Annotated in this window: 19 protein-coding genes and 1 riboswitch; of the genes, 10 read left to right on the top strand and 9 right to left on the bottom strand. The window is 51.9% G+C overall.

Annotated elements, in window-relative coordinates; translation table 11 throughout:
• Positions 1–10 precede the first annotated feature (10 nt).
• From MESINF_RS11615 to lnt, 4 genes are all read left to right on the top strand, one after another.
• The gene (locus tag MESINF_RS11615) at positions 11–1,114 is read left to right on the top strand and encodes an aldo/keto reductase (RefSeq protein ID WP_169700020.1); all 1,104 of its coding nucleotides are present in this window, start codon (positions 11–13) and stop codon (positions 1,112–1,114) included.
• A 293-nt stretch (positions 1,115–1,407) separates the two neighbouring features.
• Positions 1,408–2,295: an adenine nucleotide alpha-hydrolase family protein gene (locus MESINF_RS11610; protein WP_231936752.1), complete on the top strand. Its 888-nt coding sequence runs from the start codon at positions 1,408–1,410 to the stop codon at positions 2,293–2,295.
• 3 nt (positions 2,296–2,298) lie between these two features.
• Complete coding sequence (locus MESINF_RS11605) at positions 2,299–3,138, top strand: Cof-type HAD-IIB family hydrolase (RefSeq protein ID WP_169700016.1); 840 nt, start codon at positions 2,299–2,301, stop codon at positions 3,136–3,138.
• A gap of 1 nt (position 3,139) precedes the next feature.
• The gene (gene lnt / locus MESINF_RS11600) at positions 3,140–5,050 is read left to right on the top strand and encodes an apolipoprotein N-acyltransferase (RefSeq protein WP_231936751.1); all 1,911 of its coding nucleotides are present in this window, start codon (positions 3,140–3,142) and stop codon (positions 5,048–5,050) included.
• A gap of 6 nt (positions 5,051–5,056) precedes the next feature.
• Here the strand turns inward: lnt and MESINF_RS11590 are convergent, their stop codons facing one another.
• The 7 genes from MESINF_RS11590 to MESINF_RS11560 form a co-directional block, all read right to left on the bottom strand.
• Entirely contained in the window at positions 5,057–5,839 is a 783-nt protein-coding gene (locus tag MESINF_RS11590; RefSeq protein WP_169700014.1) for an inositol monophosphatase family protein, read from the bottom strand.
• Complete coding sequence (pheT, locus tag MESINF_RS11585; RefSeq protein WP_169700012.1) at positions 5,832–8,201, bottom strand: phenylalanine--tRNA ligase subunit beta; 2,370 nt, start codon at positions 8,199–8,201, stop codon at positions 5,832–5,834. Before pheT ends, MESINF_RS11590 begins: the two co-directional genes overlap by 8 nt.
• Positions 8,198–9,232, bottom strand: coding sequence for a phenylalanine--tRNA ligase subunit alpha (gene pheS, locus MESINF_RS11580; RefSeq protein WP_169700011.1), 1,035 nt, complete (start codon positions 9,230–9,232; stop codon positions 8,198–8,200). Before pheS ends, pheT begins: the two co-directional genes overlap by 4 nt.
• Before the next feature lie 26 nt (positions 9,233–9,258).
• Positions 9,259–9,684, bottom strand: coding sequence for a Fur family transcriptional regulator (locus MESINF_RS11575; protein ID WP_169700009.1), 426 nt, complete (start codon positions 9,682–9,684; stop codon positions 9,259–9,261).
• Positions 9,685–9,802: 118 nt separating this feature from the next.
• On the bottom strand, positions 9,803–10,684 hold the full coding sequence (locus tag MESINF_RS11570) for a hypothetical protein (RefSeq protein WP_169700007.1): 882 nt from the start codon (positions 10,682–10,684) through the stop codon (positions 9,803–9,805).
• A 38-nt stretch (positions 10,685–10,722) separates the two neighbouring features.
• The gene (locus tag MESINF_RS11565) at positions 10,723–11,214 is read right to left on the bottom strand and encodes a hypothetical protein (protein WP_169700005.1); all 492 of its coding nucleotides are present in this window, start codon (positions 11,212–11,214) and stop codon (positions 10,723–10,725) included.
• A complete protein-coding gene (locus tag MESINF_RS11560; protein WP_169700003.1) occupies positions 11,204–11,767 on the bottom strand; it encodes an RNA polymerase sigma factor in 564 nt (187 codons plus the stop codon). Before MESINF_RS11560 ends, MESINF_RS11565 begins: the two co-directional genes overlap by 11 nt.
• A 224-nt stretch (positions 11,768–11,991) precedes the next feature.
• Between MESINF_RS11560 and MESINF_RS11555 the strand changes: the two genes are divergently transcribed.
• Together MESINF_RS11555 and MESINF_RS11550 are read left to right on the top strand one after the other, a co-directional pair.
• On the top strand, positions 11,992–13,404 hold the full coding sequence (locus MESINF_RS11555; protein ID WP_169700001.1) for an aminopeptidase: 1,413 nt from the start codon (positions 11,992–11,994) through the stop codon (positions 13,402–13,404).
• Positions 13,397–14,041 (top strand): endonuclease III domain-containing protein, encoded by a 645-nt coding sequence (locus MESINF_RS11550; protein ID WP_169699999.1) that lies wholly within the window; start codon positions 13,397–13,399, stop codon positions 14,039–14,041. Before MESINF_RS11555 ends, MESINF_RS11550 begins: the two co-directional genes overlap by 8 nt.
• Here MESINF_RS11550 and MESINF_RS11545 read toward each other — a convergent pair.
• Together MESINF_RS11545 and MESINF_RS11540 are read right to left on the bottom strand one after the other, a co-directional pair.
• Positions 13,986–15,554 (bottom strand): ABC transporter permease, encoded by a 1,569-nt coding sequence (locus MESINF_RS11545; protein WP_231936750.1) that lies wholly within the window; start codon positions 15,552–15,554, stop codon positions 13,986–13,988. The genes MESINF_RS11550 and MESINF_RS11545 overlap by 56 nt on opposite strands.
• 1 nt (position 15,555) lies before the next feature.
• Positions 15,556–16,527, bottom strand: a complete 972-nt coding sequence (locus MESINF_RS11540; protein ID WP_169699997.1) for a thiamine ABC transporter substrate-binding protein — start codon at positions 16,525–16,527, stop codon at positions 15,556–15,558.
• 33 nt (positions 16,528–16,560) lie between these two features.
• Positions 16,561–16,662, bottom strand: a riboswitch (TPP riboswitch).
• A 46-nt stretch (positions 16,663–16,708) separates the two neighbouring features.
• Here MESINF_RS11540 and MESINF_RS11535 point away from each other — a divergent pair.
• Genes MESINF_RS11535 through MESINF_RS11520 form a run of 4 tightly spaced genes read left to right on the top strand, consistent with a single transcriptional unit; the run spans position 16,709 to position 23,010 of the window.
• Complete coding sequence (locus MESINF_RS11535; protein ID WP_231936749.1) at positions 16,709–17,944, top strand: CinA family nicotinamide mononucleotide deamidase-related protein; 1,236 nt, start codon at positions 16,709–16,711, stop codon at positions 17,942–17,944.
• A complete protein-coding gene (gene mfd / locus MESINF_RS11530) occupies positions 17,920–20,964 on the top strand; it encodes a transcription-repair coupling factor (protein ID WP_169699995.1) in 3,045 nt (1,014 codons plus the stop codon). The genes MESINF_RS11535 and mfd overlap by 25 nt, the downstream gene beginning before the upstream one ends.
• Positions 20,945–22,267: a tRNA uridine-5-carboxymethylaminomethyl(34) synthesis GTPase MnmE gene (gene mnmE / locus MESINF_RS11525; protein ID WP_231936748.1), complete on the top strand. Its 1,323-nt coding sequence runs from the start codon at positions 20,945–20,947 to the stop codon at positions 22,265–22,267. Before mfd ends, mnmE begins: the two co-directional genes overlap by 20 nt.
• Positions 22,268–22,281: 14 nt before the next feature.
• Positions 22,282–23,010, top strand: coding sequence for a hypothetical protein (locus MESINF_RS11520; RefSeq protein WP_231936923.1), 729 nt, complete (start codon positions 22,282–22,284; stop codon positions 23,008–23,010).
• The last annotated feature ends 61 nt before the right edge of the window (positions 23,011–23,071 follow it).

Here is a 23,071-nt window from a genome sequence, read left to right as displayed (position 1 = left end):
GGGTAGTATCGTGGAGTACAGGAGTCTTGGAAAAACAGGCCTTAAGCTTTCCCTGCTCGGTCTGGGGGGCTTTCATCTTCTGGAGGTCGGTGTCGAAACCGTCGGAAAGATGGTTAAAAAGTATATCGATGCCGGAGGCAACTACTTTGAAACGGCCAGATCTTACGGCGACGGGGATTCGGAAAGAAAACTCTCGAACTTTCTTCCCGAAGAAGGCGTTATCGTCGCCACCAAAACGGGTGAGCGAACCTTCGAAGGTTCGCGAAGGCAGCTGATGGAAAGTCTGAAAGCTCTTGGAAGAGACCACATAGACATACTCTTTCTCCACGCGGTGACCGAAAATGGCGATTGGGAGAAGATAACCTCTTCCGACGGGGCTCTCAAGACTCTAGAATGGGCGAAAACCGAAGGGCTCATAAGATTCGCAGGCATCACAAGCCACGGCTACGGAGGCACCCTCTTCCGGGCTTTGAGAGAGTATCCCTTCGATCTCTTCATGACTCATTTCAATTACTTCGACAGATTCAACTTTCCCGAGATAGAGATGAAGATCCTGCCTTACGCTCTGTCTAACGGTATAGGCATTCTGGCCATGAAACCCCTGGCCGATGGCTATCTCTGGAGAAGCGTGGAAGAGGCCTTCAGGTACGTCAAAACGCTGCCCGTCTCCTGTATAGTCAGCGGCATGAACTCCATGGAACATCTCGATGAAGACCTGTTGGCCCTCGACAGACCCTCTATGACACCCTTCGAACTGGACGAACTTTTTTCCGGAGCTCCAGAGCTGGCCGATTACGTCTGCCGCCAATGCATGAAATGTCTCCCCTGTCCCGAAGGCATAAACATACCGGGCTTCTTTTTGTCCGAGGGCAGGTACGACAGACAGATGTTAGATGGCAGGATCGGTAATGCTCCCGATTACGCCCTTAGAGACAGACTGGCCCACTGGTTTTCGAGCGAAGAACAGGGCAGAAGGGAGTTTGAAGCGCTCTCTCCGGGTATCGACAGCTGTACCGATTGCGGCATCTGCAGCCAGAGATGTCCCTACGGACTGGACGTCCCGCGGAAACTGCGAATCGTGAAATCCAAGTTCGAAAGGGGCTTCGTCTGGTGACGGAAACGTTTAACTGAACAGAGGTTAGAGGGAGTTAAGAGGTAATCGGGTTTACCAGGAACCTGGACGCGCAGCGTCGGAACGAGGAACGGCTCTTTGCTCTTTCCAGGGACGACTATTCTGCTCTTTCTTAACCAACACTTACCAACCATGAGCCGAGTGTCTGTTAGAATATCTGTTATAGAGCTTCCGGTTTCGTCGAGATGGGATCGGTATATTTGGTGCGTGATATGGAAGGTAATCTGATAGATAAGACTATTGCGGAGATCAGGGCGGTTTCCGGAGGGAAAAGGATGACGGTTGCCTTTTCCGGAGGACAGGACAGCACGCTGGTTGCGGCCCTGGCAAATGAGGCGCTCGGAAGCGATCGTGTGAAACTGGTGAATGTCTGCTTCGGTCCTTACAGCTACAGCAGGGGTCTTGAAATTGTCGTTGAACTGGCTGACAGACTCGGCTTGAGATTGGAATTCACTCCCGGTTACGAAGCGCAGGAGGCTATCTGGAAAAACGGTCCTTCGTGCAACCGGTGCACGAGATACGCGAAACTTCCCTCGATGCGCAACAGCACTCTCGGCATAATCGCAACCGGCGCCAATCGGTCCGATACTTGGGGACAGACGGGAATCGCGTTGAAAGATGGTTTCTATGCTCCTATAAGGGACTGGGACAAAAAGCTCATAGGAATGGCACTCGAAGAACTCGGCATTCATGTTCCGAGAATAGGGGAGGCCCCGGTGCGCGAAGGATGCAAGCTGAAACATCTCCTCAAGATCATGGCCAATCCCTCTTATCACGGTTATGCCGTGGCTATCTCCAACGAGATCCTGCTGGACTGTCTGGAATCCTTCCCCCACACTCTGGCGAACGTGAAGATAACCGGGCCACTTTCGAAGAATATCGCCCTCGTCAATGTCTCTCCGCTTCCACCTGTGGATCTGAAAGAGAGAATCACCGCAATGCTCGAACGCGTGAAGGAAATCGACGAGATCAGATGGATAGACGGTGAAACGAAACTAAAAATCCTGGCAAATCCCGGAATCTACAACAGCAGAGAAGCGCGTTATTGGATAGAGCACGGCCGGCTAGTTCCGGAATTCGCCTTCCCCGTAAGATTCGAATGGGCACGGTCCACCAACCGCAGACTGGAGACTTTTCAGGTAGTCGATTCTTGGAGGTTATGAATTATGATCAAACTGATAGTAATCGATCTCGACGGAACCCTTCTCAACAGCGACAAGTCGGTGTCAAGAGAAAACGAAGAAGCGATAATTGAAGCCCTGGAGCGCGGTGTCCATGTATCGATTTCCACCGGGAGGAGTTACGTGTCCGGCCACAAGTACGTCGAGCAGCTGGGCATAAGCGTCCCCGTATCCTATCAGAACGGTGCGCTGGTGGTAGATGGTTACGATGGAGCCATGAGGATAATCTCACAGTGTCTGCTCGGTACGGCCGAGGCCACGGCGATCTACAATCGCGGTCGCGAGAGGGGCTTTAACTGCCTGGTCTTTTTCGATTTTTTCAATCTGCCGGACATTTCCACGACCGGTCTCTCAGATAGCCCTTACAGAGGCTACTATGCCCACAATGCGTACAGGATCGTTTTCGAAGAGGACCCTTCGAAGAGGATACGCGAACCGGGGATAGCAGAGATAGCCATAGAGGGTGAAGAAGAGAGGATAATAGAAATGATCGGTACCATGCGTCCCGGTTTCGACAGGGTAACTGTGGTGAAGAACGATGCTCTGGAGAGACACGCATTCTACGAATTCTTCGGTCCGGGTGTGGGTAAGAGCAACGGGCTTAAACATATACTGGAACACCTGGAAATCGACTGGAAGGAGGTGGCTTACATAGGAGACAATTACAACGATCTGGATATTCTGAAGAAATGTCCCCTTCCGGTAGTTATGGCCAACGCTCCCGACCAGGTTAAAAAACATGCGAAGATCGTGACCGGGAAGACCAACGATGAAAGCGGGGTTGCCGAGGCCATAGATCGCATTCTCAACTGGCGGAGGGATTAGTTTGAAACTGATTCTATTGTCGGCCCTTCTCACGGCCCTTTCGATGCCCGGAATGCTCTGGGGTTACCTGATCTGGATCGCGCTGATCCCCTTCTTCCTGGGAATGCGTTCCAGCCGGCCGCTCGGGGGCGCTTTGAAGGCTTTTCTTTTCGGTTTCGCCTATTTGATGATAACTCACTACTGGGAGTTGCCCGTCCTCGCCCTCAACGTTCCCGAGGTTTTGGATTCCTTCCCGAATTTCATAGGAGTCGTCGTTTACGTTCTGATGTGTCTGGTCATAGCCGTTCCTTTCGCCGGTTTCGGCTTCGTTTACTCCATTTTCTGGAGTTTTTTCCAGACCCGTAAATTCACCGGAGCGCTTTTCGCGGCATCTCTTTTCACGGTCTTCGAGGGCCTGAGAGAGCTGGGACCTCTGGGATTCACCAACGGCAGACTCTCGGACGCCCTCTTGAACAGCCAGCTGGGCATTTCACAACTGCTGGCGCTGGGAGGACCGTTGCTTCTGGTCTTCGTTGTTGTTCTGGTCAATCATTATCTGGCCGATCTCTGCACCAGACGAAAGGGCGGTCGCATATCGTTGCTCGTAACGGCCGTAGCGATGGTGGCGCTCGTCAACGCTCTTATCCAGAGCGCGATTCCCCTCCGGCCGACCGACGAAAGCAGTGAGAAAACACTCTACGCGCTTCAGACAAATATCTCTCAACAGCTGAAATACTACGCTCCGCCGGAAGAGACTTTGAAAGTCGTTCTGATGGGCCTTGAAGAGATACCCGAAGGCTCGACGGTCATCATGCCTGAGGCCACTTTCATGAGCGATATAAGGATTACACCCACCGGGGCCCGGCTGGTCGAGCTCGCGCAGGAGAGAAACCTGGAGATACTGGTTGGCTTTCCGATTTACAATGGCGAGAACTACAACCAGGTGAGGTTCGTGAACGGAGACGGTTTTTCCGGGGAGTTCTACGCCAAGGTTAAGCTCACGCCCTTCGTAGAGTTTCTACCCTGGCCTAAAATCTTCGGGGCATTCGAGTTTTTGAAGTTTCTCGATTACTTCGACGCCGGCGAGGAGTTCGCCGTCTTCTCCGTTGACGGGCATGAAATCGGCGCCCAGATCTGTTTCGATTCTCTCTACTCAGAGGTGGCGAGGAACCTGACGCTCAACGGCGCCGGAATTATCGTGATTTCCACGAACGACGGCTGGTTCAACATCGAAACGGCGCTGCAGCAGCACTTTTCCAAGGGTATAGCCCGCGCCATAGAGAACAGGAGATACGTTCTCCAGGTATCCAATACGGGTATTACAGCCATCATAGATCCGTACGGAAGAGTACTCAAGAGACTGCCGACGATTAACGAGGTGAACACTGAATACGTGATAGGCGCATTCCAGTACCTTCCGGGCACACAGATTACACCGTACACAAGGTTCGGAAACTGGTTCTTCTTCTTCTCGCTCGTTCTGGGCATAGCTATCGCCATTCTGGGAGGTGTTTTTCCTGTGAAACATGAAGACGACGCGAAAGAGATTCTATCGACTTTCAAACGCATCGTGGTCGTCGGTTTTTCCAAGAATCCCGACAAACCTTCGAACAATGTTCCGATGTATTTGAAAGAGAAGGGCTACGAGATAATCCCCGTCAATCCGACGATGGAGGAGTACGAAGGCATGAAAGTCTATCCCGACCTGAAATCGGTGATAGCCGACGGCATGAACTTAGAAGCGGTCGAGATCTTCAGGCCTTCGGCCGAGGCGGAAGAGATAGCCATAGAGGCCATCGAACTGGGCGCCCGGGCTGTCTGGCTTCAAAAGGACATCAGGAGCGAAAAGGCCAGAAAACTGGCCTCTGAAAGATCTGTGCTTTATGTAGAGGACAAATGCATGTACGTGGAGCACAGGAGGTTCTTCACCTGACGAAATCTAGTAAAGAACTCTTTCTTTGAACTGCCGGGCAAGTCTCCGCGAACCGTTCGTGGCGAGGATATCCGGTTTGAACATATCGAACCGTTCGTCGAGACAGCCGGTGACTTCCCCTCCGGCCTCCCTGACCAGAAGGATACCGCCGGCCACGTCCCATGGTTTCAGAGCCTCTTCCCAGAAAATGTCGGCCCTCCCGCAGGCCACATAGGCCAGGTCAAGACAGGCGCTGCCTGTAATCCTCACGGCCCGACAAACTTCGATGGCACGGCTTATTCTCTCCGTCACTCTTTTGAAAGAGAGCTCGGACGAATACTGGAGTCCCACATGGCTGGAAGCTTCGCTCACATCGTCGACTTTGCTCACCCAGATCCTCTTGCTGTTCAGATAAGCGCCCTGCCCCTCTATGGCGTGAAAGATCTCTTTCCTGTTGTGGTCGTAAGTGACTGCCAGGACAATCTTTGCGTCTTTGTAGAGCGCAACCTGCGTGCAGTAATGCGGGTTGGACTTGGAAAAGTTGGTTGTACCGTCCACCGGATCGACTATCCACATCAACGCCGACCTGACAGACGAAGAGGACTCCTCACCGAGGTAACCGGCGCCGGGGAGGAGTTTCTCGAGAAAGAGACGCAGTCTGTTTTCTATTTCGATGTCTATTGAGGTCACTATATCCTTGAAACTGCTTTTTCTTGCAACCGAAAAGCCTACCGTATCGATGTCCGCCCACAGTTGGGGCAGAAAGGCCTGTATTTTCCTGTTCAGGGAGTTAAGTATCAGGTCATCCACGTAGTTTTACTCCGGCTCTGGATGTCATATCCAGTACTTTAGCCATACAATCGTTGACCTCATCGTCTGTCAGCGTCCTCTCGTAACTCTCGAACTCGAGTGTAACCGTGACGCTCGTGTAACCCTGCTCGACACCCTTTCCCCGGTATATGTCCGAGACCCTTATCTCGCTAAAACTGGTACCTTCGAGACTCGATTCGATGATCCCTTCGAGCTCGGAGTAGGTGAGCGAATAGGGAACCAGGAAAGACAGGTCTCTCGATACTCTTGGGAAAGGTGAAATTCTCCTGGAACCCGTGAACTCCCTCCGCATCGAATCGATCAGAGTGAGATTGAGCTCGCCCACGTAAAGCTCCCCCGATTTGATATCGTATAGGGAATCGGCGAGTCCGCGGCTGAAGGCCCCGAAGAAACCTGCTTCTCTGCCGTCTATCATAACCGACACGGCCTTTCCCTGTTCCAGCCACCTTCTGGATATCTGACCGAACTGCGGGTAAGCTCCGAAGAGCGAGAAGAGTTCCTCGATCATTCCCTTTACGGTAAAGAAGTCTATCGCTCTCTTGTCCGAGAAGTCGAGGGGATTCTCCCTGCCCATCGCCGCAAAGCCCAATGCGGTGTTCTCTCTTCTTCCGGGTTCAGGGGAGAAAATCGAGCCAATCTCAAAGAGTTTCAGGTCCCTGTTCTGTCTGCGAAAATTGTAGGAAGCGGCCGAAAGCATACCGAAGATCATGGAGGGCCTCATAACGGCCATGTCCATCGAAAGCGGGTTCTGAAGGGCGACGCAGGAGATCTCTTCATCGACCTTCCTTATCTCGTCGGGGTTCATGAAGCTATAACTGACAATCTCGTCGAAACCGTTCGCGACCATGAGCTCCTTCAACTTGCGTTGCCTTTTGAGGTATCCCGGAACACCGATCGAAACGGGTAGTATCCTGGGTAGCTCATCGTCTATGCGATCGTAGCCGTAGATCCTTCCTATCTCCTCGACGAGATCAACCTCCTGGGTGGTGTCGTAAGCCCTGAAGGCCGGTGGTGTCACCTTCCATCCCCCGTCACGACGTTCGATGCCGAACTCGAGGCTGGTAAGAATTCTCTCTATTTCCCCATCCAGGAGTTCCTTGCCCAGACGTTCCGTGACGAAGGTTTTCCGGAGCAAAATCCCTTTGGGATTCTCGATCAGCCCCACATCCACTATCTTAGAGGCGACTCTGCCACCGCATAATTCTTCCATCAGTCCGGCCAGGCGCTTCAGAACGTATATAGAATCGGTGTAATCCACTCCGCGCTCGAACCTGTAGGAGCTGTCTGTCGATATGCCGAGCCTTCTGGCGGTCTTCCTTATTCTCACAGGATCAAAAACGGCAACTTCCAGAAGGACCCTATTGGTGGTAGAATCTATTCCCGAGTCTTCGCCACCCATTATTCCTGCAAGGGCAAGGGGAGTCTCGCCGTTGGTTATCAGCAGATCACTTTCGTTCAGCCCGACTTTACGCCCGTCGAGAAGCTCCAGTTCTTCGCCGTTTTTGGCTTTTCTGACGAGGATTTTCGTCGATCCGATTCTATCCACGTCGAAAGCGTGAACGGGATGCCCCGTCTCCAGCATCACGTAATTGGTGATGTCCACGACGTTGTTTATAGGTCTCAGTCCGGCGGCAACCAGTCTTCTCTTCAACCAAAAAGGAGAGGAGGCTATCTTTACATCATCCAGCAGGAGGGCCGAATATCGTCTGCAGCCTGGATCGTCGATCGCAACTTTTAAAACCGGATCTTCCCCGGTGTCGATATCGTTTTCGACCGCAGGTCTTCTAGTCTTCAGACCGAGCACGGCCCCAACCTCTCTGGCAAGGCCTATCATGGAAAGACAGTCACCCCGGTTTGCCGTCAGTTCGACCTCGATCACCGGAGAGTCGAGCCTGAGCAGAGATTTCAGATCCTCTCCGACCTTTCCGTGTTCAAGTCGCATTATGTGAAGCGACTTATCCTCGATTTCGAGTTCCTGGAGAGAGAGGAACATCCCTTCGGACTTTACGCCGGAGAACTCTCTGGTCGTGATCGCCTTTCCGTCGAAGAGCGAACCCTCAGGGAGAACGGCCACCATCTCTCCTGCCTTCACGGTCGTATCGGAGGTGACTATTGATAACCTTCTTTCACCTGTGTTCGCAACGGTCACGAGAAGCCTTTCGCTGGTGGGATGGACGGAGACGGACTCTATCATTCCAACGACGGCCCCTTCCAGTCCGGCCCACGGATACTCGATCCTCTCAACCTCCGTACCGCTCAAAGAAAGCGAGCGGCTTATACTATCCGCAGATCTATCGCCAATATCGATGAAGTCACCGAGCCACTCGAGGCATACCCTCATATGATCGCCCTCCTGTAGCCTTTCAAAAATCTCCGGTCGTTTCTCAGCAGGTCTCTTATATCTTCGAGATCGTACTTCAGCATCGCTATCCTCTCTAGCCCCGTTCCCAGCGCGAAACCGCTCCAGATTTCGGGGTCGTAACCCACGTTTCTGAAGACGTTCGGATGGACCATCCCGGCGCCGAGAATCTCAAGCCAGCCGGAACCCCTGCAGCTCCTGCAACCTTGGCCGCCGCAGATACCGCAGCTAACGTCAACCTCGAAACTCGGTTCGGTGAAGGGGAAGAAGCTCGGTCTGAGCCTGATCCTTCTGTCGGCTCCAAAAAGCCTTTTGGCGAAATGGTTCAGGGTCCCTTTTAGATGGCTTACCGAGGTTCCTCTATCGACGAGGAGCACTTCGAACTGGTGGAACATGGGGAGATGGGTGGTATCGGGTGTATCTTTACGGTAGCAGGTTCCCGGAGAAAATATGGCCAGCGGAGGTTTTCTCGACTCCATGACCCTGATCTGCACCGGAGAGGTGTGCGTTCTGAGAAGCTGGCCGTCACAGGTATAGAAGGTATCGTGCATATCCCTCGCCGGATGCCATTCAGGAGTGTTCAAAGCCTCGAAGTTGTAGTAAGAGGTTTCGATCTCCGGACCGGTGGTGACTTCGAAACCCATACTGACCCAGATATCCTGAACCTCTTCCATAACCTGAGTTATCAGATGATAGGAGCCGATATCTCTTCTCTTGCCCGGCACAGTGAAATCGGGTCTCTCGGCACCTTCCCTTGCGAGTCTCCCAAGCTCTTCCAATTCGTTCTTTCTGTTGTCTATCGCCTCTTCTATGGAATTCTTGAGTTCGTTGACCTCTCTACCGTATTCCTTTCTCTTTTCGGGAGGGATTTCCTTTATATTTTTCATCAGAGAAGTTACCAGTCCCTGCTTCCCCAAATACCGTGCCTTCACTTCTTGAAGATCGTTCAGGCTGGCCGTTTCCATTATCCGTCTTAGGACTTCTTCAAGTCCCCCTTCTAGCCCGTTGAACATATCGCACCCCCGGAATTGACTGGATTTCAGGTCTTGTCTTTGCAGTCTTTGCAGACTCCTCTGTATATCACTTCAAGCGATTCAATCGCAAATTCGTCAAATTCGTGAGGAATACACTTTCCCAGACTGCGCATGTTTGAGAGAGATACATCGAAGACTTTTTCGCAAACCCTGCATATGAAATGGCCGTGAGGATTCACATTAGGATCGTAGCGTCTTGAGACGTTGCTAACAGCTATCTCTTTGACGATGCCTTCTCTTTCAAGCACTTCCATGACATTATAAACGGTAGCCATGGAAATGTTTGGATAAATCTTTATAACCGATCTGAAGACATCTTCCACGTTGGGGTGGCAGGTGTTGTCTTTCAGTATCCTCAAAATCGCTACCCTCTGAGGAGTTATCCTGTAACCTCTACTCTTCAGAAGAGCGATCGTCTCTTCAATTTCCATCAGTCAGGACCTCCAAAATACGTTTTATTGATTATACAATAAAATCCAGAAGATTATGAGAAAGCTTCTTGAAAAGCTGGTTTATCGTGTGGTATATCTAAATGTTGCCGGAGTTTTTTCAGTGAAGGTTATCGAGAATCTTTCTTAGCGTGGCCGAGTCCACCATACCCAGAAGGCTCAGGGCTGATGTGCTGGAGATCTTTTCAAGAGCGTAACTGAAGCCGTTGCTTTCTGCCATTTTTATGGAGAACTGCTGCAGATTTTCCGGTTCGCTGTTGAAGGAGAAGTACAGGATCATTTTTCCGTAACTGGGAGAGTACATCAGAAGGGTGTACAGATATGACCTTCCGTCGGTCGCGAAATCCATGGAGGACCACGAAAAATACTCCTCCATCATCGCCTCGGAGAGATAGACCGGAGGTCTGACCAGGATCATGCCTCTGGTCGCGTTCGTGAGTCTTGCAAGTCCTTCGCCGGAAAGATCGGAGTAGTTGCGATAACTCACGCTGACTGTATGGAAGGGGTAGGACTTTACGAGCTTCAAAAGGCGATAGCCACTGTCGAAAGTGACCTCCATGGTCAACCCGCCGGAGGAGAGAGTGATTTTGGTGCTGTTGGGAAGATCGAGAAACAGTGAGATAGTGTAATTTTTGTTGTTGAAGATATCTATAAGGTTGTCCTCCGAATCTTTGAGATTAGTTAAAGGCTCGAAGGCCACCTCTTCATCGGAAAATATCGCGAACTGACCGTTGTTGTTTCTCACCCAGCCGAATTCACCTTTGATCGAGGAATAGGAAGTAACCAGTTTGTACGGACCGGATTTTACCACCTTTTCGCTTCTTGCCAACGTTACTATGCCGCTCTCCTGAACAAACCTTTCGACCTCGTATGAAGAGTTCTTCAGATTGTTGATCAGTTTGCTCAGCTCTTCAACCGCGTCCTTTCCAAAGGCCAGCCCAACCAGCAACAACAGAACTATCAGGATGGACAGCTTTTTCATGGTGATTTCACTCCTTCTGTGTCCGAGGGTGTGTCAAATCAATAAGTGGTGTTTATACCCGAAACCTCGAAATTGTTCTGCTCTGGCCTGGAGCTCAGGAAACCCAGAGATCTTTCCATTTCGCTCTCCATCATAGCGACAGAGTTTCTATTCTGCGTATCGACCGTCGCCAAAAGATTGACCTTCAGTCTCTCGTTCAAACCGCTGCTGTAACCCAGTACGTTGGCCAGTTGATAGAGGTCTCCCTTTCTCTTCACGAGGATCGTGTTGTTGGTGAAGAAGTTGACGGAGAAGAAGCCCACGATCATGCAGGCCACCACGGTTCCCAGCATTCTGTAAGGTTTCGTCTTCATCTTCTTGATTTTCGCGATGACCCTGTCCCTGGACTGGTTGGAAGGTTTGTAGCAGCATTTTTCCCTGAAAATCATCAGGGCTTTCGCGTACTCTTTGAGTTCCATTTTCTCTTCTACCCTCAGTTCCTCGATAGGGATCTCTCGATCCATGACGCGCACAAGTCTTTCATTGTCCAATGTACCCTACCTCCTCGAGAAGCTCTTTAAGACGCTTTCGGGCATAGTGCAATCTGCTTTTAACGGTGCCTACCGGTTTATCCAGTATCTCGGCGATCTCTTCGTACGAAAGATCGTCGATGTCTCTAAGCTTTATGAGCAACCTGTCGTCTTCAGAGAGCTTCGAAACGACGCTCATGAGCTCTTCGAAAGACATCTCGTCCATGACCTCTCTGAAAACGTTGGTGGATGCCGGCGGTTCGATCGATACTTTGTCCTCGCTCTCGAGAAAGTCTGTAAGAAATTCGTTGTTTCTCTTTCTTTTGGACAGAGTATCTTTGCAAATGTTGACGGCAATTCTGTACAACCAGGTCGAGAGCTTGGCGTCGCCGCGAAACTTTCGAATGTTCCTGAAAACCTTTATGAAGACCTCCTGAACTACGTCTTCAACATCGTCGTAACCTAGATAAGACTTAATGACACTGCCCAGTCTGGGAGCGTAATCGTCGTACAGAACCTCGTATGCCCAAACCTTTTTCTTCTTCAGACCGTCTATCAGCTTCTTCTCGTCCAACCAGACCACCCTAATCTGTCTTATATGACGTCACAAAGACGTTCGGGGTTCAAACAATCTCATACCAATTATACTCATCTTTAGTCGGAAAGTCGAAAGAAACCTCCTGAGAGTTTGTTAATCAAACGTTGTGTGATGAAATCGCGAGAGCTTTAGGCTAAAATCAATTGGAAGATTTATAAAGGGTACCAATAATTTTTGTAATTTCCTGCGGAGGTGCGATTTTGAAAAAAGAGGAAGCTAAGAAACTCTCCGAACAACTGGTTTACAAAAGAAAGAACTTGTGGTTATCGCTCGAGGGCGAAAACGTCTTCGCTTACGCGAAGGAGTATATGAAATTCATCGACAGGGCAAAAACCGAGAGGCTTGCCGTCGATTTCCTTGTCGAGTATCTTGTGGAAAGGGGCTTCAAACCCCTGGAAAGTCTCGACCGGGTCGAGAAGGGCGAACGTGTCTATATAACCAGGGATGGGAAGTCTCTGGTGGCCGCCGTCCTGGGCGAGAACCTCGCCGAGGGGATCGACATGGTCACGGCCCATCTCGACGCCCCCAGACTCGATCTGAAACCCTATCCCCTGGTCGAGGATTCCGAGCTGGCGATTCTGAAGACACATTACTACGGCGGCGTGAAAAAGTACCAGTGGCTGAACATACCCCTCGCCTTCGTCGGAACGGTCGTGAAGAAGGACGGAACCGTAATAGACGTGTCGATAGGCCTGGACAGTGGGGACCCGGTCTTCGTCATATCCGATCTCCTTCCGCACCTGGACGGTAGAGAGGGGGATTTCAGGAAAGTCTTTCAGGGGAAGGACCTGAACGCTCTTTCGGCTTCAATTCCTGCGACGGAACCAGGCGAAATCGAAAACCCCGTTAAGTTGACGTTCCTGAAGCTCCTCAACGAGAAGTACGGAATGGTGGAGGAGGATTTCTACTCGGCCGACTTTCAGCTAGTACCGGCCTTCGAAGCCAGAGATATAGGTCTGGACAGATCGATGATCGGCGCCTACGCACATGACGACAGAGTCTGTTCCTACACTGCGTTGACGGCCCTTGCCGACCTTGTGGAATCGGCAGTGCCTTCCAGGACGACGATGGTACTCCTTTTCGACAGAGAAGAGATTGGTAGCGAAGGCGTGACGGGTGCCAAAAGCCGCTTCTGGGTGACCTTCATAGAGAGGCTGTTGAACCTTTCAATGATCGACGAAATGTATTCCATAGATTTTCTGCTGGAAAGATCGAGAATGCTATCGGGAGATGTTGCGGCAGCTTTCGACCCGACCTTCAAAGACGTTTACGATCCGGTCAATACGGCGAAGCTCGGTTACGGCATCGCCATATCCAAGTACACCGGTTCAAGAGGGAAGTCGGCTACCAGCGAGGCCAGCGCCGAATTCGTCGGCAAGGTGAGGGCACTGTTCAACAGAAAGGGGATACACTGGCAAAACGCTATGCTTGGCGAGGTCGATAAAGGGGGCGGCGGTACGGTGGCCAAGTTCTTCGCCGAAAAGGGCGTTACCGTTCTTGATGCTGGTGTCCCTGTCCTAGGAATGCACTCGCCGTACGAGATAATCTCCAAGGCCGATCTTTACGAAACTTACAGGGCCTACAAGGCCTTCCTGGAGGGGGACGATGTCTGAGGACTGCTCGCCGGATGCCATTTCTTGCTGGATGATCGAAAACTTCAAGCATGATCACGGTTACAGGGAACCGTTCAAGGTTCTGATAAGCACCATACTGAGCCAGAGAACGCGGGACGAGAACACAGACGAAGCTTCCAGGAAGCTCTTTTCTGTCTTTCCTACTGTGGAGTCGATCGCCGCGGCGAAACCGGAGGAACTTTACGGGCTTATCATGCGATCGGGCATGTACCGCCAGAAGGCCGAACGGATAGTGAACTGTGCCAGAATACTTCTGGAAAAGTTCGACGGCCGCGTCCCCGACACCATCGAAGAACTGACCTCCATACCCGGCGTCGGGAGAAAAACGGCGAACATAGTTCTGAACATATCCTTCGGGAAAGAGGCTCTCGCAGTCGATACGCACGTCCACAGAATATCCAATAGGCTTGGCTGGGTCAAGACCAAAACCCCAGGAGAGACTGAGTTTGCGCTAATGAAGATCATTTCGCCGCATCTCTGGGGGCCGGTCAACGGTTCAATGGTGGAGTTCGGCCGCCAGATATGCAGACCCGTAGGTCCCAGATGCAGGGATTGCGCGATCAGCCGATGCTGCGATTACTACGGCCGGATCTCGAAAGAAGATATCCGGCAATAGCGACGGCCAAGATGACCATCAGCCCGAGTATCGAGCTGAGAAACCGGGCCTCCAAAAGGTAGCGGCTCCCGTTCAATCTGTATATGGCGACCGCAAAAGTGGGGAAATCCTGTGCGCCGAGAATCAAAGAGCCGCCGAATTCGCCCATCGAAATCGCGAAAACGACCGTTCCTGCATAAAACAGCGTGTTTTTGAAAAACGGGAGAATCATATATCTGAGTTTCGCCACCCTCGATGCTCCGTCGAGGGTGGCCGCTTCCAGAAAGTCCAGCTCGGCGTTCTGCACCTGACCGTTGATATAGTTCAACGAAACGGGAAGCGCCACCAGAGAGTATAACAGCAGCATCAAAAAAGGAACGGGGAGAAAGTCGAACGTGGTGAGATAGGAAATGGCCATCATGGAAGGCGTAACCGAGAGAGCCAGGAGAGAGACTATCTTCAGCTGCTTGGCCCCCCCACGGATCTTCCTGGCCGTCCATGCAAGATAAAAAGTGATCCCCACGGTCGTGACCGACGCGACCGTCGATAGCGATAGAGAATTGAAGACAGTTCTTGCCAGTGAGGTACCTATTAGCGGCAACTCTCCTTGGAAGAGCCGGGTTACTCTTGCAAAAATGAACTCCCCTCTCGCCGGATCGTAGAAGGAACTCGCGAAAGCCCCGAGAATCGGCACCCATTCGAAAACAAGAAAAAGCATGGAGTAAAGTCGCGTGACGTTCTTTTTCTCTATATACTGTTCACCCTGCTCAAAGGGGATTCTTCTTTCGGAGATGGAGATCAGCACACCGAAAAGCATTATAAACGCGAATTGTATCACCGACAGCGCCACGGCCATTTGGGGGCGTCCAAGGAGACGGAAATACATATAGATGGAGACCTCGAGCGTGGCGAACTGTGCTCCACCGAGGATCAAAACTACGGCGAAGGAAGTGAAACAATACGAAAAAATCAGGAGTGCCGAGTTGACCAGCGCCGGCACTGCCAGGGGCAGTTCGACCTTCAGAAAGCGTGTCAATTTACCGGCACCGTCCATTCTGGCCATCTCCAGAAGATCGGAAGGTATCCTCTTCAAAGCGTTTCCAAGAATCAGTATCACAATGGGGGCGTTGTAAAAGACGTGGCCCAGCAATATCGCACCGAATGAGTAGAGTATCTGAAGCCTTTCGAAACCGAAAAGTGCCAGTGTTGAGTTCAAAAGTCCGTTCCTGCCGTAGATCGCCAGAAAGCCTATGGCCATGGAGATCCCCGGAAAGAAGAAGGGTATATAAGTCGTTAACCCAAGGAGCTTCGAAATACGGGACCTGCTTCTGGAAAAGTATATGGCCGCCGGGAGCCCTGCCAGAAGCGCCAGAGAGGTGCTCAACACCGCCTGCCTCAGTGTGAAGAGAGTTATGCCGTTGAAGGAAGGCGAGGAGACGGCCTCACCAAGTGAGTCCAGACCGGAAAGCCCGAAAGAAACCACCAGCGGAAGGAGGATCGCAACCGCTATCAGGAGAGAGAGAACCGTTGGCACGCTACTTTTCGTAGATTATTTTCTCCCATTTTTCGATCAATTCCTCGAGCTCTACCCCGGAGGGCAGCTTCAGGATCGTCTCGGGCTTTACGGCATACTGGAAGACGGCCGGCATCTCCACCTCGATCACCGGGAACATCCACTGATTGAGCGGAATGTGCCTCTGAAAGTCAGGACTCAAAAGGAAATCAAGGAATATTTTGGCTTCCCCGGGTTTATCCGTCCAGCGCACGATTCCCGCGCCTTCGATCTGCACGTAGCCCTTACCCTGGGGAATTAGAACCGAGTAGTCTGCTTGACCGTAGTAATGGGCCGAGTACGCACCGTCGGTGGCGTAAGAGACCATTATAGGGGCTTCGCCGGCTTCGAACTTTTCGAAGGAGTCGTCCCATCCAAGCGTGATTGTCAGGATCGAGGGTTTTAGCGAGCGCCAGAACTGCTCGAAATCCTCCCCAAAGAGCAAGTATGTCCAGGACAGGAAGGCCAGTCCCGTGCTCGAGGTTCTGGGGTCCTGAAGTATCAACGATTTCTTGAACTTTACGTCCGTCAGATCCTGAAGACTCTCGATCCTTGAGGTTATCGACTGACTGTCGTAGATCAGCGCGATCGCTCCATAATCGTAGGGTGTCAGTCTCCAGAGGGGATCGAAAATTAGATCCTGGCTGATCAGATTTTCACTGCCGGCCGGTTTGTAGGGGAGAAATATGTCGGCCTCGAAGGCCTTTCTTGAAAGAAGGTTGTCGATTCCGATCACGACATCGCCGTCGAACTTCTCTCCCATCGAGACGATGTAATTTACAAGAGAGCCGGAATCGCTAAGAGTCTTGAGCTTCACCTCGATCCCGGTTTTAAGAGTGAATTCCTCGAAAGTTTCAAGAGCCAGAGGAACGAAGGAATCGTATGAATACACTACCAGAACCGAAAGACCGGCCGATGAGAGCAATAAAAGCAACAGGAGAGAAAGAGTTTTCACCGTAAACACCTCCACTTTCTAAAAAATAGCCGGAGGCGTCTCCCGAAGCCTTCCCTACGCCGGTACTAACCGGATCAGGTTCCTGGGGTCTGCACTTAAGCACTCTCAGCCTCTTGGGCTCCCCCGGCACCCAATTATATCACCCGCCAGTTGGTGATACAATTGCTCTGGAGGTGGTTATTTGAATCATCCGAAGGCTGCAATCCTTATCACCGGCGATGAGATAACGATGGGAATCGTGAATGACACCAACGGAGGTTACCTGGCTGAGACTCTGACCGCCATGGGCTATGAAGTCCAATCGATCGTCATCGTACAGGATAACGCTCAATTCATGATACGGGAGATGACGGGAGCGCTGGAAAGGGCCGATCTTTTAGTAATTACGGGCGGTCTAGGAAGCACTTTCGACGATATAACCCTGCAGACGGTAGCCCGATACGCAGGGCGGTCGCTGATCTGCGATGCCGATTATCGTGAAAGTCTAGAGAGGAGCTTCAAATCGCGCTTCAGGAGGAAGGCTCCCGCCGATCTCGAACGCCAGGCCTATACAGTAGAGGGCTCTACTATCCTGCCCAACGCCGTCGGAAGCGCCCGGGGATGCTTTCTGAAGATGGGGGCCAAAGAGATAGTAGTCCTGCCCGGTCCACCGATGGAGATGAAAGCCGTTTTCGCCGAAGCGATCAAACACATGAGCCACCCGGAGGCCCCCTTCATGCGGACCGTCGGGCTTGTGGACATAACAGAGCCCGAAATAGAAAAGACTCTCGAAGAGTCACTGGATAAACACGAAAATGTGAAATTCGTCACCCGAGTCAAATACTACACCGGACCGACGGTCATACTCTCGGGCCCGAACGAAGAACAGCTCGAAGAGATCGTTACTTCGCTGAGAGAGAAATACGGCGAGAACATCTACACGACCACCGGTGAGGAACTCGCGGACGTTGTGGTGAAGATGCTCGTCGAAAGGAAAAAGACGGTTTCGACGGCCGAGTCCTGCAGCGGGGGAAGGCTTTCAGCTATCCTGACCTCCGTTCCGGGCGTTTCAGCCATCTTCCCCGGCGGCATAGTCGCCTATTCGAATGAGGCGAAGGCCTCTCTGCTGTCGGTGAGAAGAGAGACGCTGGAGAGTTTCGGAGCCGTTTCCGAAGAGACGGCAAGGGAGATGGCCAGCGGAGTCGCCACCGTCTTCGGAACGGAAATAGGCCTTTCTGTGAGTGGAATAGCCGGTCCGTCGGGCGGATCGATCGAAAAACCGGTTGGACTCGTATGCACGGCTATAAGTTTTGGAAAGAGATCCTGGAGCTACACGGATCATTTCAGGGGCGATCGTGAAACCATTCAGCTGAGAGCGGCCCATACCCTTTTCAAAAGACTCTGGAGGATACTTTGGAAAGAAGATTATACAGGGTAAACGACCCCATTTCATGGATAGAGAAAAACCTCTCCTCGTTCGACAAGGTGCTTGTTATATTTCCAACCGAGAGAATGCTCGAATCTTTCGCTGCCGTTCACGCCAGAAAAGAGGAGGAAGGTTACTTCTTTTCTCACGACGTCTTTCCCTTCGAGGAGATCGGCACCTCGCCACGCATACGCGCCGAAAGAGTCTCACTGCTTTACAATCTCTCGCTGGGCAGGCTGAAGAAAGTCTTCGGTTCATTTCACGGCCTTCTCAGAAAGACCGTCCCCCTAGATGTTTTCAGCGAACTTACGATCGCGATACACAGGGGTGGCGAGCTCAAAGTTGATGAAGAGATCCTGGCCAGAATGGGCTATTGTAGAACTTTCAACGTAACCGTTCCCGGTGAGTTCTCGATCAAGGGCTCGATCACGGATATCTTCATTCCCGGAAACAGCCATCCGCTCAGGATAGAGACTTTCGATAGAGAGATCGAATCTATAAGGTTCTTCGATCCATCGACACAGAAAAGCGTCGAGAGACTGGACCGCGCGTGGATCACGCCCGCGGCTGAGAGTCTTAACACCCCCGACAACGAAGAAAGGGCCAGAAGACGAATCGAAATGGCCGAAAAGACCGTCGGCACACGCGATGAAACGCTCCTGGATAGAATGGACACCATGGATACCATCGCGGGAATATTCTACGAAAAGCAGACGATACTGCCCGATTACCTGAAGGACTACGCAACGGTTTTCGTCAGGCCGGACGAGGCCTTCGCCGAGTATGCGAGAAGGGAGAAAGAAACAATCGAGCTCCTTTCCGAGAGGCCAGTGCGCAAGTTCCTGTACATCAGGTACGGAGGAGTCTCTTCCGAGATATTCATGAAATTGGCCGATTACACTATCGTTTCGGATTCGACAGTCAAGCTTATACCTTATGACAGCGAACTGACCGAGACTCTGGAAGCGGTCAGGAGCGTGCAGAGGGAGAGAGAGGAAGAGTTCGTTCCAAGGGTACCGATCGTCGATTGGACGGAACTGGAGGAGGGCGACCTCGTCGTTCACAAGGAGTACGGCATCGGACGCTATCTAGGCGTTAGGACCATCGAAAACGTGCTCGGGGTGAGAGAGTACCTGGTTCTCGAATACAGAGACAACAACAAGATCTACGTTCCCATCGAAAGAGTCGATAGAGTACACAAATACGTCGGAAATTTCGACGGTGTACAGCTCAACTCGCTCAAAGGAAACGGTTGGGGCAGGCAGAAATCGAAAGTCAGGCAGGAGGTAAAGGCGCTGATCAGCGAGCTGACGAATCTCTACGGTTCCAGAGAAATCGTCAGGGGAATACCGCTCGCGGGGGATGCCGAGATGGAGAAGAGCTTCAGGGATAGCTTCCCCTACGTTGAAACCGACGATCAACTCAAGGCTGTCGATGAGGTCTTATCGGACCTTCAGAGTGGCAGGCCGATGGACAGACTCATAAGCGGCGATGCAGGTTACGGAAAGACCGAGGTGGCTATAAGGGCGGCCTTCAGGAGCGTACTCTCCGGCAAGCAGGTTGCCGTAATGGTACCCACGACAGTCCTCGCACGACAGCACCACGAGAACTTCTCCACTCGTCTCGCGCCTTTCGGTATAAGGGTCGAAATCCTCGACCGTTACAGAACGGAAAACGAGAGGAGTAGAATTCTAAGAAAGCTCAAAAAGGGAGAGATAGACGTTGTGGTCGGAACGCACTCACTGCTCTCCAAGGATGTCCAGTTTGCCGATCTCGGACTGGTGATAGTCGATGAAGAGCAGCTTTTCGGAGTTATGCAGAAGGAACACTTCAAAAAGCTAAGGCTACAGATCAACGTTCTCTCGATGAGTGCGACTCCCATTCCCAGGACCCTGTACATGTCCCTTTCTGGACTGAGGGACATGTCGGTTATTTCTACTCCTCCGGCCGGGAGAACCACGCCGGAAATTTACGTGGGATCGGTCAACGAGAGGCTGATCAGGACTGCCGTTTTAAGGGAAGTCAACAGGGGAGGCCAGACTATATATGTTCACAACAGGGTCAACGAACTGCCCGATCTTCTGTTGAGACTGAGGGAACTGCTGCCAGAGGTCAGCATCGAAATGGCGCACGGTCAAATGAACAAGACGGCCTTCGAACGGACGATAAGATCTTTCTACACCGGAAACCTCGACGTCCTTCTCTGCACGACCATAATCGAGAGCGGCGTCGATGTGCCCAACGCCAACACTCTGATAGTAGACGACTCGCATCGTTACGGACTGGCGCAGCTCTACCAGCTCAGGGGTCGTGTGGGTAGAAGCACCAAGAGGGCCTTCTCCTACTTCCTTTACGACGCCAGGAGACTTACAGAACCCTCGCGTGAGAGGCTGAAGGCGCTCAAGGAATTTTCCGGTGCCGGGAGCGGTATGAAGCTGGCGATGAGGGATTTGGAGATAAGGGGTTTCGGAACGCTTCTGGGTGCCGAGCAACATGGCAATATCAACTCGGTGGGACTGTACCTCTACCGGGAGATGGTCGATAGAGCCCTCAGAGAGCTCAGGGGCGAGCAGGAAGTCGATATCCAGGACCGGGCTGTGGATACGGAGCTGAAGAATATACCTTTCGACATGGTCATCCCCGAAACCTTCGTCGCCGACTCCATCGAAAGGTTGAAGATATACCGCAGGATAGCGGCCTGCAGGGAACAGGAAGAGATCAACGAAATAGAAGCCGAGATGAAAGATAGGTTCGGGAAGCTCCCCGTGCAGGTAGAATCGCTTCTTACGGCCTCGCGCATAAGGCTGGGAGCCTTCAGGCTGGCTATAAAGGCCGTGGAGTACGACGCACATTTGGAAAGAGTCCTGTTGACTCACGCCGAGAACCACGATCGCAACTCGATACGGTTGAAAAGAGAGAAAGTGCTCGTGAACGAGAGAGAAGGAAAGACGATGATATATCCGGTACCAGAGAGAAGATTGATGAGAGTTCTTCAGGAGATATTCCTTGGAGTTGAAGAGATTGTTCACTGATCCGATATGCGCCCTTGCGACAGCCAGGGGCGTCTCTGCGATCGCGACGGTCAGGTGTTCCGGCGAGCGGATACTGGAGAGGCTCCTTCCTCTCCTGGAGCGGCCCGATAAACCAAAACCCAGAAGGATCTATCTAACTTCCTTCAAGGCTAAGGGGGAATTCCTCGACGAGATACTCTTCGTGTATTTCCAGGCACCGGCCTCCTACACTGGAGAAGAGATGGTGGAACTCTCCTTCCACGGCAATCCGATAATCATCGATAGAGCTATGGAAGCCCTTCTCGAAGCGGGTTTCAGACAAGCTCTTCCCGGAGAGTTCACCAGGCGGGCCGTTTTGAACGGCAAGATCGATCTCCCAAAGGCCGAGGCTATAAACGCGATGATAACCTCGCGAAGCGAGACGGCTCTGGATGTGGCGAGAAGGAGTTACGTAGAGGGTATTTCCAAAGAGATCTCGATCTTCAGAGAAGAGATAATCCGGTTGCTGGCGACGATAGAAGTTGAGCTCAACTACCCCGACGAGGTCGAGACCGATTACAAAGACCTGGGTGAAAAGCTGAACGACCTTTCGGAAAGTATTTCGGCTTTCATCGAGAGCGCCAGCAAGGGGTTGAGGATCGCTCAGGGAATCAAGACGGTTATCGTGGGCGAGACCAACGTCGGGAAGTCCACACTTCTCAACGCGCTGCTCAGAAGGGACCGGGCGATCGTTTCCGATATTCCCGGAACCACCAGAGACACTATCGAAGAGGACCTGAGCATAAATGGCGTTCTCTTCAGAGTAATCGATACGGCCGGCATACGAGCCTCGAACGATGCGATCGAAGAGATGGGAATACAGAGGAGCCTGAAGGCCATCGAAGATGCTGACCTCCTGATACTTCTGAGCGATCCGGCAGGCGATCCCGGTTATCTTCAAAAAATCGACCTGGAGGGGAAGAGAGTGATCAGAGCAGCGAACAAGTCCGATATAAGACAGATCGACGGCGCCGGTTACGACGTCGTAATAAGCGCCAGAACCGGGCAGGGACTCGCCTCGCTCGAAAAGCTGATGGTCGAAAAGACCGTCGACCTGACTTCGATCGGAGAGCAGATAATCGTCAGCGCAAGGCAAAGGGTCTGTCTCCAAGAGTGTCTGCGATATCTTCACCAATCTTTAGAAGCCATCGAAGAGAGGGTGACAATCGACATAGTGAGCACGCTCGTCGAGAGCGCTGCCAAAAGCCTCGACGAACTTTTGGGAAGGAACCTGACCGAGGACCTGCTCGACAGGATCTTCAGCGATTTCTGCGTCGGGAAGTGATTGCATTGCTTTTGATGGCGATGATCGTAGTTGCGGCCTCAACCAGGCTCTTTCTCGGTCCACTCCCCTATTTCCTGACGAGTGTACCCGCCTTCGTTCTCTTTACCGTCCTCAGACGGAAAGTGCCATATATATCATTGGTAATCGCCCCTCTTTTACCGATCATTGTGGAATCGATCGCTTTGATGATGGCCAACTTCAGGGGAGGTTTTCTGGTTGGCGATATAGTCTGCCTGGTGACCGCGCTCCTGGGGCTGGGAGAGGAAAGGCCTAAAGAGAGGATGATCAGGCGTCTTGGTCTCTCCGGTAAAGGTAGCAGAAACATGGTCCTATCGCTCTTCTACACCTTCGGCAGGGTCGAGAGAATAGAGAAAGTCAACATGAGCCAGAGTTACGCCATGGTAAACGGAGGGAGTTTCCATTTCAGCGTGAACATACCCGGTTCCGGTCAGGTCAACATGGAGATACCCCTGGAGGATATCGAAGAAGTGGCCGTCCACCAGAGTACATCTTCGGGCGATCTGTATTATCCGTCTTTGAGGGATATGTTTCTGCCCGCCAGGAACATCAAGCTGGTGGGAAAGCCCAAAATACAGGACTACTTCCTGGTGGTGAGAGTCGGCGAAGAAGCTTACACTTTCTACGAAGAGCCCAGGACAGTGCTTGAACTCCAGGAGAAGATCGAAAAAGAAAAGGAACTCCCCGGCCGACCTAAGCAATCGCCCGGCGAACCAACGGCTTAACCTCAAATGCACAACCCCTCCCCTTTCTCTCCGGCACTTCGTGATATAATTCCTGTTAATC

Source organism: Mesotoga infera, assembly GCF_900157305.1.
Classification (GTDB): domain Bacteria; phylum Thermotogota; class Thermotogae; order Petrotogales; family Kosmotogaceae; genus Mesotoga; species Mesotoga infera.
This window is presented reverse-complemented; position numbering and strand designations above follow the sequence as displayed.